The organism is Actinoplanes sp. NPDC049316 (genome assembly GCF_040677315.1).
Taxonomy (GTDB): domain Bacteria; phylum Actinomycetota; class Actinomycetes; order Mycobacteriales; family Micromonosporaceae; genus Actinoplanes.
Genome location: NZ_JBFAQM010000001.1, coordinates 458,767 through 473,629 on the forward strand (window position 1 = coordinate 458,767; position 14,863 = coordinate 473,629).

A 14,863-nucleotide genomic window follows, 5' to 3' on the forward strand; every position below is an offset into this window, starting at 1 on the left:
AGGGAACAACCGCAATCGCTGGTACGGTATTCCCGTGGAGGACAGCACCCTCTCGGAGCTCTTCTGGGCCGTCGCCCGTCGCCTGCGTCACCTCAGCCGCGAGACACTGGACCCGCTGCGGATCGCCCCGTCGCACGCTCGCGCGCTGGCGGTGCTGATGCGGCACGGCCCGCTGCGCCCCGGTGCGCTCGCCGAGCACCTGCACATCGCCGCGCGCTCGGCGACCGAGGTCGTCGACGACCTGGAGCGGCGTGGTCTCGTCGAGCGTGGTCCCGACCCCGGGGACCGGCGGGCCACGCTGGTCACGCTCACCCCGGCGGGCAAGGCGGCCGGCGACCGGATCCGCGCCGCCCGGCACGCCGAGGCCGAGCGGTTCTTCGGCGCGCTCACCCCCCAGGAGCGCACGGAGCTGACCCGGCTGCTGCGTAAGTTGCGCGACTGAACTTTCACCGCGGCGGGGCCGGCCCCGGCCGCCGCTGGTCGACGGCCCGGCGCCGCCGGGCTCGATGCCAGGCTGAAAAACGGTTCACTGATTCCCTGTACGGGGGTGTCACCCGGATGAGCGTCTGATCACATCAGAGCGTCCGGAGGGTGACGTCCGGATGGCCGGGGGTCCAAGATCTCCCTCAGTGCCGTCCGAGCCGGCGCGGGAACGGGGGACCGCCGTGACGGTGGCGGAGCAGGCCGGGAGCGCCCGGCGGGTCGCCGTGCGCGCGGCCGTGCGCGAGATCCTGCTGGTGGCGGCGCTGTTCGCGGCGTACCAGGCCGGGCGCATGCTCGCGACCGGCCACGTCGCCGAGGCGATGGGCAACGCCGTGCGCGTCTGGGACCTCGAGCGTGCCGTCCGGCTGCCCGCCGAGACGCTGGTGCAGGGCCTGGTCATCGACCATCGCGCGCTCGTGCGGGTGGCCAACTGCTATTACGCGTACGTGCACTTCCCGGCCACCGCGGCCGCGCTGATCTGGATGTACGTGCGCCGGCCGGTGCTCTACCGCTGGATGCGCCGGACGCTGGCGTGCCTGACCACCGTGGCGCTGGTCGTGCACCTTCTCGTGCCGCTCGCGCCGCCGCGGATGACCGTCCCGGGCATGATCGACACCGGCCTGCGCTACGGCCCGTCGGTCTACGGCCCGCCGACCGCCGACACGATGGCCAACCAGTACGCGGCCATGCCCTCGCTGCACGTCGGCTGGGCGTTCGCCGTGGCGATCACGCTCATCGCCGCGACTCGCGGCCGGTGGCGCTGGCTGTGGCTCGCGCACCCGATCGCCACGCTGTTCGTCGTGGTGGCGACGGGCAACCACTACTGGCTGGACGCCATCGTCGCGATCGCGCTGCTCACCTCCGTACTCCTGATCCTGCCGAGGCCGGTGACCGCGCCGCCGGCGGCGATCCCCGCGCCGCGGGCGCCCGCCGAGCCCGCCGCGGCGGCGCCGATTCTGTAACCTGGGCCACTTCCTGACCGATCGGCCAGTCTCTGACCGATCGGTCAGGCATGCTGGGTTGCATGGCTCGTGTCAACACCCGCGACGAGATCCTCCGCGTCGCCGCCGGGCAGTTCGCCCACACCGGCTACAAGGGCACGTCCCTGCAGGCCATCGCGGCCGAGGTCGGCTGCTCCAAGGCCACGCTGCTCTACCACTTCGCCAGCAAGGACGCGATCCTCGCCGCGCTCACCGCGCCGGCCGCGCAGGAGCTCACCGACCTGCTGGCGCGCCTGGACACCCTCGCCCCGGCGGCCGCCCAGGAGGCCGCGATCGAGGGGTTCGTCGACCTCGTGCTGGGTAACCGGCGCGAGGTCGCGCTCATCTACGACGGCATCCCGCAGTTCCTCGAGGAGCCCGCGTTCGCCGGCCTGCGCCCGGTCATCGACTCGCTCTGCGCCGCGTTCGCCGGCCGCTCCGCCGACCCCGCCGCCTGTCTCGCCGCGGAAGTGGTGCTAGCCGGGATCGCGGCCGTGGTCGTCGATGCACAGCGCGACGCCGCCGAGCTGCGGGCCGCCCTCATCGGCGTCGCCCGCCGTGCCCTGATGCCCCCAGCCGACTCTCCCGACGACAAGGACTGACATGGCAACCCTGCTCTACCGGCTCGGCCGGGCCTCGTTCCGCCGCCGCAAACTGGTGGTGCTGCTGTGGCTGGTGCTGCTGGCCGCCCTCGGCGGTTCGGCGCTGGCCTTCAAGGGCGCCACCTCCAGCGACTTCACCATGCCGGGCACCGAGTCGCAGCGGGCCATCGACGCGCTGCGGCAGGAGTTCCCCGAGGCCAGCGGCGCCACGGGGACGATCGTGGTGGCCGCGCCGCAGGGCCGCACGCTCGCCGACCCGCAGCTCAAGACCGCGGTGGAGGGTCTCGCCAAGGAGGCGGCCACCCTGCCCGGCGTGGTCGGCGCCGTGGATCCGTACACCACGAAGGCGCTGTCCCAGGACGGGCGCTACGGCCTGATCCAGGTCCAGTTCGCCGAGCGCGCGGACGCGGTCACGCCGGCCCAGCGCAGCGCGTACGAGGACAGCGGCGCCGCCGCGAAGGCCGCCGGTCTGCGCGTCGAGCACGGCGGCGAGGTGATGAACGCCGAACCCGAGGTCGGCGGCACGGAGGCGATCGGTGTGGCGATCGCGCTCGTGGTCCTCGTGGTCACCTTCGGCTCGCTGGTCGCCGCCGGCATGACCATGCTCAACGCGCTCATCGGCGTCGGCGCGGGCATGGCCGGCCTGTTCGCCCTCAGCAGCGTCGTGTCGCTGACCAGCACCGCTCCCGTGCTGGCGCTGATGCTCGGCCTCGCGGTCGGCATCGACTACTCGTTGTTCATCACCTCCCGCCACCGCCAGCACCTGGTCGAGGGGGCCGAGCCGGAGGAGGCCGCGGCCCGGGCCGTCGGTACGGCCGGCTCCGCCGTGCTGTTCGCGGGCGTCACGGTCATCATCGCCCTGGCCGGCCTCGCGGTCGTGCGCATCCCGTTCCTGACCGTCATGGGTCTGGCCGCCGCCGGTACGGTCGCCGTCGCGGTGCTCGTCGCCGTCACGCTGCTGCCCGCGCTGCTCGGGTTCGCCGGGGACAAGGTGCTGCCCCGGCGGCTGCGCAACGGCCGTACGCCGCACGCGCTCATCAAGGAGGGCTTCGGCTTCCGCTGGGCGCGGATCGTGCTGCGGCTGCGCGTACCCGTGATCCTGGCCGGCATCCTCGGCCTGGGCGCGCTGGCGATCCCGGCGACCGACATGCGCCTCGCGCTGCCCGACGCGAGCGCGAGCGCGGAGGGCACCCCGGCCCGGGCCGCCGCCGACCTCATCACCGAGGGCTTCGGTCCCGGCTTCAACGGCCGGCTCGCCCTCGTGGTCAGCAGCGACTCCGCGGAGCAGACCGCCACCGCGGTGCAGCAGGTCGGTCAGGTCCTGCAGGGCACGCCCGACCTCCTCGCCGTCGCCCCGCCGAACTTCAGCCGGGACAAGCAGACCGCGCTGCTCGGCGTCATCCCGCGGACCGGTCCGACCGACGCGGCCACCGAGACGCTGGTGAACACGGTCCGGGAGAAGACCCGCGGACTCAACGGCACCGACGTGGCGCTGACCGGGCAGACCGCCATCGGCATCGACGTCTCCGAGAAGCTGTCCGACGCCATGCCGGTCTACCTGCTGCTGGTCGTCGGCCTCTCGGTGCTGCTGCTCATGGTGGTGTTCCGCTCGATCCTGGTGCCGGTCAAGGCGGCGCTCGGCTTCCTGCTGACCGTCGGCGCGACCTTCGGCATCACCGTGCTGGTGTTCCAGGAGGGTCACCTCGCCGATCTGGTCGGCCTGTCCGTCCCCGGCCCACTGGTCAGCTTCCTGCCGATCCTGCTCATCGGCATCCTGTTCGGCCTCGCGATGGACTACGAGGTCTTCCTGGTGTCGCGCATGCGGGAGGACTACGTGCACGGCGCGGACGTGCAGGACGCGACCGTGCTCGGCATGGGCCACGGCGCCCGGGTGGTCACCGCCGCGGCGCTGATCATGATCTCGGTCTTCGCGGGGTTCATCCTGCTCGACGACCCGGTGATCAAATCGATGGGCTTCGCGCTCGCGGTGGGCGTCGCGATCGACGCGTTCGTGGTCCGGATGACCATCGTGCCGGCCGTCATCTCGGTGCTTGGTCGCGCTGCGTGGTGGTTGCCGCGCTGGCTCAACCGGCTGCTGCCCAACGTCGACATCGAGGGTGAAAAGCTTCGCAAGCAGCTTGACCAGGCAAAAGACAGAGTTCCGGTCAGCGTCTGAACCGAGCAAGGCCGGGGCGCCGTCACGGCGCCCCGGCCGTTCATTGCCGGATTGTTACCTGAGCGGTGATCTCGAAACTTGCGAATCATCTTCGGGGGGGAATAGGTTGCCGTCGGCAACAAACCACTGTGATTCCCCTGACCCTCCCGGAGGCATCCATGACGTTCGCGAGGTGGTGCGTGCGATGACAAACGCCCCCATCCTCCTGGAGATGCGTTCCATCACCAAGGAGTTCCCCGGCGTCAAGGCGCTCTCCGACGTCAACCTGGTGGTCCGGGCCGGCGAGATCCACGCCATCTGCGGTGAGAACGGCGCCGGCAAGTCGACGCTGATGAAGGTCCTCAGCGGCGTGTACCCGTTCGGGTCGTACACCGGCGACATCATCTACCAGGGCCGGCCCGCGCGGTACTCGGACATCCGGCAGAGCGAGCACGCCGGCATCGTGATCATCCACCAGGAGCTCGCGCTCATCCCGGACATGTCGATCACCGAGAACATCTTCCTCGGCAACGAGCCGCGCAAGCGCGGCGCGATCGACTGGAAGGCCGCCCAGCGCAAGGCCGTGGAGCTGCTCGCCCAGGTCGGCCTCAAGGAAGACCCCGACACGCTGATCAAGGACATCGGCGTCGGCAAGCAGCAGCTCGTCGAGATCGCCAAGGCCTTCGCCAAGGACGTCAAGCTGCTCATCCTCGACGAGCCCACCGCGGCGCTCAACGAGGCGGACTCGCAGCACCTGCTCGACCTGCTGCGCGGCTTCCGCGAGCGCGGCATCACCTCGATCATGATCTCGCACAAGCTCAACGAGATCGAGGCGATCGCCGACTCCATCACCATCCTGCGCGACGGCAAGACCGTCGAGACGCTCGACGTCACCGCCGGCGGGGTCGACGAGGACCGCATCGTGCGCGGCATGGTCGGCCGGGAGCTCAGCAGCCGCTTCCCGGACCACACGCCGAAGATCGGCGAGGTCTTCTTCGAGGTCCGCGACTGGACGGTCCGGCACCCGATCTCCGCCGAGCGGCTGGTCTGCAAGGGCGAGAGCTTCCACGTCCGCCGCGGCGAGATCGTCGGCTTCGCCGGCCTCATGGGCGCCGGCCGCACCGAGCTGGCCATGAGCATCTTCGGCCGCTCGTACGGCGTCTACCTCGGCGGCCAGATCTTCAAGGACGGCAAGGAGATCCACCTCAAGTCCGTCGCCGACGCGATCCACCACGGCCTGGCGTACGTGAGCGAGGACCGCAAGGCCATCGGCCTCAACCTGCTCGACGACATCAAGACGTCGACGGTGGCCGCCAAGCTCTCGAAGATCTCGAAGCGCGGTGTGCTCGACGAGGTCGCCGAGTACAAGGCCGCCGAGGCCTACCGCAAGGAGCTGCGGACCAAGGCGCCGACGGTGGACGAGGGCGTCTCCAAGCTCTCCGGCGGCAACCAGCAGAAGGTCGTCCTGGCGAAGTGGATGTTCACCGACCCCGACCTGCTGATCCTCGACGAGCCCACCCGCGGCATCGACGTGGGCGCGAAGTACGAGATCTACGGCATCATCCAGCGGCTCGCCGACCAGGGCAAGGGCGTCATCGTCATCTCCTCGGAGCTGCCCGAGCTGATCGGGCTCTGCGACCGCATCTACACCGTGTTCGAAGGCCAGATCACGGGTGACATCGCCCGCAGGGACGCGGACCCGGAGACCCTCATGAAGCAGATGACCTCGACGAAGAAGATGCAGACCCGATGAGCCGATTCAAGGACCTTCAGAAGAACCTGTTCGGGGGCCAGACCTCCAACGCCCGTCAGTTCGGGATGATCTTCACTTTGGTGGCGATCGTCCTGCTGTTCCAGTTCCTCACCGCGCGCAACCTCGGTGTGGGCTTCGGTGACGGCCTCACCCTGCGGTCGGACAACCTGATCGCGCTGTTCCAGCAGAACTCCTACATCCTGATCCTGGCCATCGGCATGCTGATGGTGATCGTGGCCGGCCACATCGACCTGTCGGTCGGCTCGGTCGCCGCCTTCGTCGGCATCATGGTCGCCAAGTCCATGGCGGACTGGTCGCTGCCCTGGCCGGTCGCGATCCTGTTCGGCCTCGCGCTCGGCGCGGCCATCGGCGCCTGGCAGGGATTCTGGGTCGCCTACGTGGGCGTTCCCGCGTTCATCGTGACGCTGGCCGGCATGCTGCTGTTCCGCGGCGCCAACCAGTTCGTGGGCAACGCCGACACGATCCCGGTGCCGCCCGGCTTCCGGGACATCGGCGCCGGCTTCCTTCCGGAGATCGGGCCGGACACGGGCTACAACAACCTGACGCTGCTGCTCGGTCTCGCCGCCTGTGTCGCCGTGGTGTGGCGCGAGCTGAAGAACCGTCGTACCCGTAAGGAGATGAGCGCGGAGCCCGCACCCATGTGGGTCTCGATCATCCGGATGGCCATCATGGTCGGGGTGCTCATCTTCGTGACGCTGCGCTTCGCGGGCGGCCGGGTCGGGACCAGCTTCCCGATCTCCGGTCTCATCCTGGTGGTGCTGGTGATCGCGTACAGCTTCTACACCCGCAACACCGCGGGCGGCCGGCACATCTACGCCGTCGGCGGCAACTCGCGTGCCGCCGAACTCTCCGGTGTCAAGCTCCGCCGGGTGAACTTCTTCGTCATGGCGAACATGTCCGTCCTCTCGGCGCTCGCCGGCATGATCTTCGTGGCCCGCTCGGCGGCCTCCGGCCCGCAGGACGGCCTCAGCTGGGAGCTCGACGCGATCGCGGCCGTCTTCATCGGTGGCGCCGCCGTCTCCGGCGGTATCGGCACGATCTCCGGCTCGATCGTCGGTGGTCTGGTCATGGCCGTGCTCAACAACGGCCTGCAGCTGCTCGGCGTCGGCACCGACCGGGTCCAGATCATCAAGGGCCTGGTGCTGCTGCTCGCCGTCGCCCTGGACGTCTACAACAAGAGCCAGGGCCGCTTCTCGATCATCGGGAGCATCACTCGCCCATTCCGCCGGGAGGCACCCGCCGTACCGGCTTCATCGTCGGACGCGGGCAGCCAGCCCGCCAAGACGACGGTGGCCGGCTGACGGTCCACCGACCCCCCTCTCACCCCGTAACACCTCAAAGAAGGGCAACAACCCCCCCATGCGCAATTTCTTCGGCAAGTCGGTGGCCGTCGGCGCCATCGCGATGCTGGCCTTGACGGCTTGCGGCTCCGGCCGTGACGACGACAGCAAGAGCGGCTCGGGCAGCGAGGGCGCCAAGGGCTTCGCGGCGAACTCCCTCATCGGTGTCGCCCTGCCCGCGAAGACCTCGGAGAACTGGGTCCTCGCCGGTGACCTGTTCACCAACGGCCTGAAGGAGGCCGGCTTCCAGAGCGACGTGCAGTACGCCGGCGCGTCGACCACGGTCGCCGACCAGCAGGCCCAGATCACCGCCATGGTCACCAAGGGCGCCAAGGTCATCGTCATCGGCGCGACCGACGCCGCGCAGCTGTCGACCCAGGTCGCCGCCGCGCACAACGCCGGTGCCAAGGTCATCGCGTACGACCGCCTCATCCTGAACACGCCGGACCTCGACTACTACGTCGCGTTCGACAACTTCAAGGTCGGCCAGCTCCAGGGCCAGGCCCTGCTGGACGGCATGAAGAAGAAGAAGGCCAAGGGCCCGTACACGATCGAGCTGTTCGCCGGCTCGCCGGACGACAACAACGCCACCGTGTTCTTCAACGGCGCCATGGACGTGCTCAAGCCGGAGATCGACAAGGGCAACGTCGTGGTCGGCTCGGGCCAGAAGGACTTCAAGCAGATCGCCATCCAGGGCTGGAAGGCCGAGGGTGCGCAGGCCCGCATGGACCAGCTGCTCACCTCGACCTACGGCAGCAAGGCGCTCGACGGCGTCCTCTCGCCGAACGACACGCTGGCCCGCGCGATCATCACCTCCATCAAGGGCCGCAACAAGCCGCTCCCCGTCGTGACCGGACAGGACTCCGAGGTCGAGTCCATCAAGTCCATCATGAACGGCGAGCAGTACATGACCATCAACAAGGACACCCGGAACCTGGTGAAGGAGTCCATCAACATGGTCAAGTCGCTCCAGGCCGGCAGCGAGCCGCAGATCAACGACACCAAGTCCTACAACAACGGCACCAAGGTCGTCCCGACCTTCCTGCTGCCGCCGGTCGCCGTGACCAAGGACAACGCGGCCGAGGCGTACGCGAACGACCCGAAGCTCGCGCCGCTCACCAAGTAATCCGCCAGTTCCACTGACGGCCCTTGGGGTCCCCGGAGTCCGTCTCCGGGGACCCTTTGCCGTGCCGCCCCCGCGCTTCCGGCGAAGGACGTCGCGGACCCGCCGTTCCGCCACCCGTCGTCGTGTGTCCGGAGAGGAGCCCCGTACGTGGTCACCCCGCTGCGGCGCGGGCTGCGCAGATCCGGTCCCGACCCGGCCGCCGAGCAACCGCCGGGACCCCCGGCGCCCGCGGGGGGCCAGGAGGAGATCCGCCGGCAGAACCTCGGCGCCGTGCTGCGCTACGTCCACGTGCACGGCCCCACCTCCCGCGCCGAGCTGACCAGCCGGCTCGGCCTCAACCGCAGCACGATCCGGGCGCTGGCCGCCGACCTCGCCACCGCCGGCCTGGTGACCGAGGAAGCCCCGACGACCGCGCGCCGGGCGGGCCGCCCCTCCCTCGTGGTCAGTCCCCGCTCCGAGCTGGTCTACGCCAATGCATTGAGCATCGAGCCGTCTCGGCTGCGCGCCGCCCGCGTCGGGCTCGGCGGGCGCATCCTGGAGATCCGCGAGGCACCCCGCCCGCGTGGCATGTCCCCGGCGGACGCGGTGACCGAGCTGGCCGCCCTGGTCCGCGACATGGACACCGGCGGCGACGACACCCTGTGCGCCGGTGGCGCCGTCGCGGTCGCCGACACCACCCGGGACGACGACGGCACGCTGCACGTGGGCGGCGCGGACGACACGCTCGCCGCGGCGCTCGACGCCGAGCTCACCACCGGCGCCGCCGGCCGCCGCGGCTTCGTCGCCGGCGACATGGCCGACATAGCCGCTCTCGCCGAGCACACGCGCGGCGTGGCGGCCGGCATCGACGACCTCGTCTACCTGCACGGCGACACGGGCGTCAGCGCGGGCATCGTCACCGGCGGGCGCCTGGTGACCGGCCACGGCGGCGCCAGCGGCAAGGTCGGCCACATGGTCGTCAATCCCGACGGCCTGCGCTGCGGCTGCGGCTCGCGCGGCTGCTGGGAGACCGAGGTCGGTACGCAGGCCCTGCTCCGGCGCGCCGGAGCACCCCCGGGCACCCACCCGGTCGCGGTCCTGCGCGCGGCGGCCATGGGCGACGCGGCGGCCCGCGACGCCCTGCGCGGCGTCGCCGACTGGCTCGGCTTCGGCGTCGCCAACCTGGTCAACGTCTTCAACCCGGACATCGTCGTGTTCGGCGGCACGCTGCGCGAGGTGTACGCCGGCGGCGCCCAGACCGTGCGCCGCCGCCTCGACAGCATGGCGCTGCCCGCCTCCCGCGAACACCTGCACCTGCGGGCCGGCGCGCTGGGCGCCGACGCCGCGCTCGTCGGCGCGGCGGAACTGGCGTTCGGCGCCCTGCTGTCCGACCCGCTGAACGGCGCGGCCGGTCAGTAACCCTGCGGATAGGTCCGCCGCGAGCTGAGCCCGGGCAACAGCGACAGGCCCGCGACGAACGCGCCGCCCACCATCATCAGGTACGCCACCACGAGGGCCTCCGGCCCGCCCCCGAACGCGATCGCCGCCAGCACCAGCGCGAACCCCAGCATCACCGGCCCGGCCGTGAGCACCCACGCCGCCGTTTTCTGCCCCGCGCTCCACCGCGGCGAACCCGAGATCAGCAGCAGGCCGGCGAGCGGGCTGATCACCGGCAGCACCACGGTCCCCGCCGCGAGCAGCGCGAGGCCGGCATACTCCGTACCCGAGGACGGCACCGGAGCCGGCACCGCCACCTGGGTGACCGGACGCCGCAGATGGGCGGGCATCCGCCCGCGCCGCGCGGCGGCCGCCAGCGACTCCGGCGACCCCAGCCGGCGCAGCACCGGCGACGGATCACCCTGCGGATCCGCGCCCGCGGCCCGGCGCATCGCGATGTAGTCGGCCACCGTCGTCATGAGCTCGTCCCGCAGATCCGGTTCGAGATCCTCCGTGGCCGCCCACAACGCGGCCAGATAATCGAGAACGAGCACATCCGAGTGAGCCAGCGGCGCGGTGTCGGACGAGTACGGCCCGGATGTCATCGAATCCCCCTGAGAGCTCAGCCGGCACAGTGCGGTCAGCATCGCCGAGCGGACGCGGCGGGCACATCCGGCCGGGGAGGGGCCCTTCCACCCACGCCCTCTGCCTTTCGGCCGACCCGGAGACAGGCCTCGTCCGGCGGTCGCTCCCGGGCGGTAGAGTCAAAGCCACGTCGCCGGGAAAGGAGGTAGCCATGAGCGTCGCTCTTCTGGAGCACGTCGGTCCCTGGACCGAGGAGGACTACCTCGCCCTTGGCGTGACCGTCGACCGAATCGAGCTTTTGGACGGCAGCCTCCTGGTGAGCCCGGCGCCGAGCAAGCGGCATCGGCATCTCTCGCGCCGGATCGCCAACGCGCTCGACGGACCGGCCACCGCCGCCGGTCTTCTGGTCTTCGAGGCCGTGAATCTCCGCCTCGGCGCCGGGCGGATCGTGATCCCCGATCTCGTGGTGGCCGACACCGACGAGGATGGCGTCGTCGTCGAGAGCGCCGAGGTCGCGCTCGTCGGAGAAATCGTCTCGCCGGGCAACGCCGCGGCGGACCGCGTGGTGAAGATGCACCTCTACGCGGCCGCCCGCATCGGCTTCTATCTGTTGGTGGAGCCTTCGGCCGACGAGAGCACGACCCTGCGGTTGTACCGGCTCGACGGTGAGCACTACGTCGAGGAAGCGGTCGCGGGGGACGGGGAGACGTTGTCCGTGGATGTGCCGTTCCGGGTGCGGGTGGACGTACGGGCACTGTCCGGCCGTTAGTCCGTTTCGCGGATGGTCCTCGCGGCCCGCGTCGGGCACGGTGAGCGGGTGGACGCGGGGGATCTTGCCGGCGCGGGCGGTGGCGGGAGTTTTCCTAACCCGGGCGGTGGGCGCGCCGATGCTTGCGGTATGGCCGAGGACAGGCGGGTGCCCCTGCGCTGGGTGTGGATCACCCTAGGCCTCGTCGTCGTGAGCTCGCTGTGGTACCTGCTCTGGGTGACCGTCGGGGCCGGGCCGGTCGCCATCGCGTACGTGGCCGTGCCGCTCGGCGGGATGGCGGCCGTCGCCGCGCTGTACGACCTCTGGCGCGTGGTCCGGGGCAACCGGGTCGCCCGGCAGTTCTGGGGCTGCCTGCTCGCCGGCGCCGCGTCGATGACCGTCGGGTACGTCCTCATGGCGGTCAACGCGTTCCGGTACTCCGTCGGCGACTACACGCCGAGCATGCCGATCTCCGCCGCGGCCGCGGTCGGGCTGGGGTTCGCGCTCGCGATGTGGGCGGTCGCGCGGGTGCCGGTGGGCATCTCGGGTACCGGGCAGCGCCGCCGGATGTACCTGGACCGGACCATCGCGTTCCTGGGCTGCGCCACGCTGCTGTGGCACTTCGGGATGGCGCCGATGCTCACGGCCGACGAGCGGTGGGCGCCGCAGACCCTCGTACTGATCGGGTTGGCGTTCGTGCTGTCGATCGCCGGCATCACCAAGGTGGCGTACCTGGGCGAGGGGCCGGTGGACCGTACGGCCCTGCGCCTGGTCGCCGCCATGAGCCTGACCGCCGCGGGCGTCGCCGTGCTCGCCGCCACGTACGGTAACGCCGGCGGACCGCCGTCACAGGCCGTGGTCCTCCCGCTCGCGCCGCTGCTCCTGGTCCTGGCCGCCCGCGTGCAGAGCAGAGCTGCCGGCCGGGCTCCCCGCACGTCCTCGCCGTTGTTGCCGTACCTGGCGGTGGCGGCCGTCGACCTGCCGCTCGTCGCCGTGGCGACCGGGGAGCTGTGGTGGCCGGGCCGAGTGGTGATCCTCGCGGCCGTGGTGGTCAGCGTGCTGGTGGTCGTCCGGCAGTTCCTCGCCTTCCGTGACAACAGCCGGTTGCTCAGCGACATCCGCGCCAAGGAGGAGCGCCTGCAGCACGAGGTCAGCCACGACGGCCTCACCGGGCTGGCGAACCGGGCCTGGTTCCGCGACCGGCTGCAGACCGCGCTGGCCGCGGGGGAGAGCGCCACCGTGCTGCTCGTCGACCTGGACGACTTCAAGACGGTCAACGACTCGCTGGGCCACGACGTCGGTGACGAGCTGCTGGTGTCGCTGGCCGCGGTGCTGCGCGAGCGTACGGGCGGCGACGGGATCCCGGTGCGCATCGGCGGCGACGAGTTCGCGGTGCTGCTGGCCGGCGGCACGACGGTGGGGGAGACGCTCGCCCAGCGCATCCTGGACGCGCTGACCGAGCCGATCAGCGCGCACGGGCTGCTCGTGCAGGCCAGCATCGGCATCGCCACCGCCGCCCCGGACGCCACCCTGGACAGCGTGCTGCGCGAGGCCGACGTCGCCATGTACGCGGCCAAGCAGCGCGGCAAGGCGGCGTATGTGCGCTATCTGCCCGGCATGGCCGAGCCCGTCCTGGCGCACATGCGGCTCGGCGGGGAGTTGCGCCACGCGCTCGACAAGGGCGAGTTCCACGTCGTCTACCAGCCGGTCATGGCGCTCGACACCGGCGTGATCATCGGGGTGGAGGCGCTGGTGCGCTGGCTGCACCCGGTGCGAGGGCTGGTCTCGCCGGCCGACTTCATCCCGGCGGCCGAGCGGACCGGCCTGATCGTGGAGCTCGGCCGGTTCGTGCTGCGCGAGACCTGCCGGCAGACCGCCGCGTGGCTCGCCGAGCTGGGCCCGGACGTCCTGCAGAGGCCTGCGGTGAACGTCTCCGCCCGGCAGCTGCGCGACCCGGGCTTCGTCGCGGACGTCATGGCGGCCCTCGACGACCACGGGCTGACCCCGGATCGCCTGGTGCTCGAGCTGACCGAGTCGGCGGCGCTGCGCGGCGGGCAGATCTCGCGGACCCTGCACGAATTGGACCGGCTCGGCGTCAAGCTCGCGCTCGACGACTTCGGCACGGGCGAGTCGTCGCTGAGCCTGCTGCGCGCGTTCCCGGTGGCGATCGTGAAGCTGGACAAGTCCTTCGTGGACGGCATCGAGGTGGACGACGCGAACCCGGCGGCGCGCGACGCCCGCCAGGCGGTGGCCCGCGCGGTGGTCCAGATGGCCGGCGCGCTCGGCCTGGAAGCGGTGGCCGAGGGCATCGAGAACGAGGCGCAGGCCGCCCGGCTCGGGGAGCTGGGCTACACGCTGGGGCAGGGCTTCCTGCTGGCGCGGCCGATGCCGGCGGCGGAGATGACGAAGCTCCTCGCCGCGCAGCACAGCGCCGTCACCGCCGGCTGAGCTTCCCCGGGACTGTCCAATTCGATGGGTTTCACGGTGGGTTGACGCCCGTACCATCGGAACTTTTGCATTTTTCGAAGATTCTTTTCGCCCTCGCAGCGAAACCTGTGGTTAACATCAGCAAGCGAAAGAGCTCGATGCAACGAAAGTGCCCCGGCGTGGGGCGCGGCCCTCCGGTCCGCCTCGCTGACCGGCGCTTCCGCGTGCCCACGACCATCGACGCACCATCGATCGGGAGGCAGTGCAAGCGATGCAGAACGAGTCCACCGTCAGCCGCCGTCACCTACTCGGCGCCGCCGCCGTCGGCGCGGCCGCGATCGGCACCGCAGCGATCGCCGCCTCGCCCGCCGAGGCCGCCGGGACCGCCGCGGCTGCCGCCGCCGGCCGGGGCGGCCGCCCGTCCCGCGTCCCGCGCGACAAGATCAGCGTCCAGCTCTACACGCTGCGCAACCAGCTCGCCATCGACCTCGACGCCAGCCTCGCCGAGCTGCGGGACATCGGCTACACCCGGGTCGAGCACGCCGGCTTCGTCGGGCGTACGGCCGCGGAGTTCCGCGCCGCCCTCGACCGGGCCGGGCTGCGCGCCACCTCGGGCCACGTCGGCATCCCGCAGCCGTTCAACGCGGCCACCTGGGAGGCGGCGCTCGAGGACGCGAACATCGTCGGCAACAAGTACATCGTGCACCCGTACTTCGGCACCGGCGCGGACGGCCAGCCCATCCGGGACAGCTCCGTCTACAAGGCCTTCGCCCGCGACCTCAACAGGGCCGGCGCGCTCGCCCGCAAGCACGGGCTGAGCTTCGGATACCACAACCACCACAACGAGTTCCTGCGTCAGGACGGCGGCACCCGCACCGGGTACGACGTCCTGACCCGCGAGACCGACCCGGGCCTCGTCCACCTCGAGGTGGACCTGTTCTGGGCCTTCCGGGGCGCCCACGACCCGGTCGACCTGATCCACGAGAACCGCGGCCGCATCCGTCAGGTGCACGTCAAGGACCTGGCCACCTCGGGCGGCTTCGCCGACCCGGGCGACGGCCTCATCGACTTCGCGCGGATCTTCGAGCACTCCCGCGAGGCCGGTCTCGTGGAGTACATCGTGGAGCGTGACGACGCCGGCAGCCCGCCGCGTACCCCGGCGGACGCCCTGGTCACGGCCGAGGTGGGCTTCGACTACCTCGACAATCTTCGGTTCTGAGGGGAGAG

The 14,863-nt window shown here is 71.1% G+C and carries 12 protein-coding genes; 11 read left to right on the forward strand and 1 reads right to left on the reverse strand.

The features are described 5' to 3' along the window. Window positions 1-28 precede the first annotated feature (28 nt). The 8 genes from AB0K03_RS01955 (at window position 29) to AB0K03_RS01990 (ending at window position 9,858) form a co-directional block, all read left to right on the forward strand. Entirely contained in the window at window positions 29-442 is a 414-nt protein-coding gene (locus AB0K03_RS01955; RefSeq protein ID WP_364679395.1) for a MarR family transcriptional regulator, read from the forward strand. A gap of 187 nt (window positions 443-629) precedes the next feature. After that, the gene (locus tag AB0K03_RS01960; RefSeq protein WP_364679086.1) at window positions 630-1,445 is read left to right on the forward strand and encodes a phosphatase PAP2 family protein; all 816 of its coding nucleotides are present in this window, start codon (window positions 630-632) and stop codon (window positions 1,443-1,445) included. Window positions 1,446-1,507: 62 nt separating this feature from the next. After that, the gene (locus AB0K03_RS01965; RefSeq protein ID WP_364679089.1) at window positions 1,508-2,065 is read left to right on the forward strand and encodes a TetR/AcrR family transcriptional regulator; all 558 of its coding nucleotides are present in this window, start codon (window positions 1,508-1,510) and stop codon (window positions 2,063-2,065) included. A 1-nt stretch (window position 2,066) separates the two neighbouring features. Next, window positions 2,067-4,241 (forward strand): MMPL family transporter, encoded by a 2,175-nt coding sequence (locus AB0K03_RS01970; RefSeq protein ID WP_364679092.1) that lies wholly within the window; start codon window positions 2,067-2,069, stop codon window positions 4,239-4,241. 184 nt (window positions 4,242-4,425) lie between these two features. Then, on the forward strand, window positions 4,426-5,973 hold the full coding sequence (gene mmsA / locus AB0K03_RS01975) for a multiple monosaccharide ABC transporter ATP-binding protein (RefSeq protein ID WP_364679094.1): 1,548 nt from the start codon (window positions 4,426-4,428) through the stop codon (window positions 5,971-5,973). Further along, complete coding sequence (gene mmsB / locus AB0K03_RS01980) at window positions 5,970-7,295, forward strand: multiple monosaccharide ABC transporter permease (RefSeq protein WP_364679097.1); 1,326 nt, start codon at window positions 5,970-5,972, stop codon at window positions 7,293-7,295. Before mmsA ends, mmsB begins: the two co-directional genes overlap by 4 nt. Before the next feature lie 58 nt (window positions 7,296-7,353). After that, a complete protein-coding gene (locus AB0K03_RS01985) occupies window positions 7,354-8,460 on the forward strand; it encodes a sugar-binding protein (protein WP_364679099.1) in 1,107 nt (368 codons plus the stop codon). A 246-nt stretch (window positions 8,461-8,706) separates the two neighbouring features. Next, the gene (locus AB0K03_RS01990) at window positions 8,707-9,858 is read left to right on the forward strand and encodes an ROK family transcriptional regulator (protein WP_364679398.1); all 1,152 of its coding nucleotides are present in this window, start codon (window positions 8,707-8,709) and stop codon (window positions 9,856-9,858) included. Here the strand turns inward: AB0K03_RS01990 and AB0K03_RS01995 are convergent. Next, complete coding sequence (locus AB0K03_RS01995) at window positions 9,852-10,481, reverse strand: HAAS signaling domain-containing protein (RefSeq protein ID WP_364679102.1); 630 nt, start codon at window positions 10,479-10,481, stop codon at window positions 9,852-9,854. The genes AB0K03_RS01990 and AB0K03_RS01995 overlap by 7 nt on opposite strands. Window positions 10,482-10,672: 191 nt before the next feature. Between AB0K03_RS01995 and AB0K03_RS02000 the strand changes: the two genes are divergently transcribed. From AB0K03_RS02000 to AB0K03_RS02010, 3 genes are all read left to right on the forward strand, one after another. Beyond that, window positions 10,673-11,230 carry a Uma2 family endonuclease gene (locus AB0K03_RS02000; protein ID WP_364679104.1) on the forward strand — a complete coding sequence of 186 codons (558 nt, stop codon included), beginning with the start codon at window positions 10,673-10,675 and terminating at the stop codon, window positions 11,228-11,230. A 129-nt stretch (window positions 11,231-11,359) separates the two neighbouring features. Further along, a complete protein-coding gene (locus tag AB0K03_RS02005; protein WP_364679107.1) occupies window positions 11,360-13,657 on the forward strand; it encodes an EAL domain-containing protein in 2,298 nt (765 codons plus the stop codon). A 250-nt stretch (window positions 13,658-13,907) separates the two neighbouring features. Further along, window positions 13,908-14,855: a sugar phosphate isomerase/epimerase gene (locus AB0K03_RS02010; RefSeq protein WP_364679109.1), complete on the forward strand. Its 948-nt coding sequence runs from the start codon at window positions 13,908-13,910 to the stop codon at window positions 14,853-14,855. Window positions 14,856-14,863 lie beyond the last annotated feature (8 nt).

Excerpts from the sequence above, each read along its gene's own strand:
- AB0K03_RS01965 (WP_364679089.1), top strand. The coding sequence starts at position 1,508 with ATGGCTCGTGTCAACACCCGCGACGAGATCCTCCGCGTCGCCGCCGGG.
- AB0K03_RS01970 (WP_364679092.1), top strand. The coding sequence starts at position 2,067 with ATGGCAACCCTGCTCTACCGGCTCGGCCGGGCCTCGTTCCGCCGCCGC.
- mmsA (WP_364679094.1), top strand. The coding sequence starts at position 4,426 with ATGACAAACGCCCCCATCCTCCTGGAGATGCGTTCCATCACCAAGGAG.
- mmsB (WP_364679097.1), top strand. The coding sequence starts at position 5,970 with ATGAGCCGATTCAAGGACCTTCAGAAGAACCTGTTCGGGGGCCAGACC.
- AB0K03_RS01985 (WP_364679099.1), top strand. The coding sequence starts at position 7,354 with ATGCGCAATTTCTTCGGCAAGTCGGTGGCCGTCGGCGCCATCGCGATG.
- AB0K03_RS01995 (WP_364679102.1), bottom strand. The coding sequence starts at position 10,481 with ATGACATCCGGGCCGTACTCGTCCGACACCGCGCCGCTGGCTCACTCG.
- AB0K03_RS02000 (WP_364679104.1), top strand. The coding sequence starts at position 10,673 with ATGAGCGTCGCTCTTCTGGAGCACGTCGGTCCCTGGACCGAGGAGGAC.
- AB0K03_RS02005 (WP_364679107.1), top strand. The coding sequence starts at position 11,360 with ATGGCCGAGGACAGGCGGGTGCCCCTGCGCTGGGTGTGGATCACCCTA.
- AB0K03_RS02010 (WP_364679109.1), top strand. The coding sequence starts at position 13,908 with ATGCAGAACGAGTCCACCGTCAGCCGCCGTCACCTACTCGGCGCCGCC.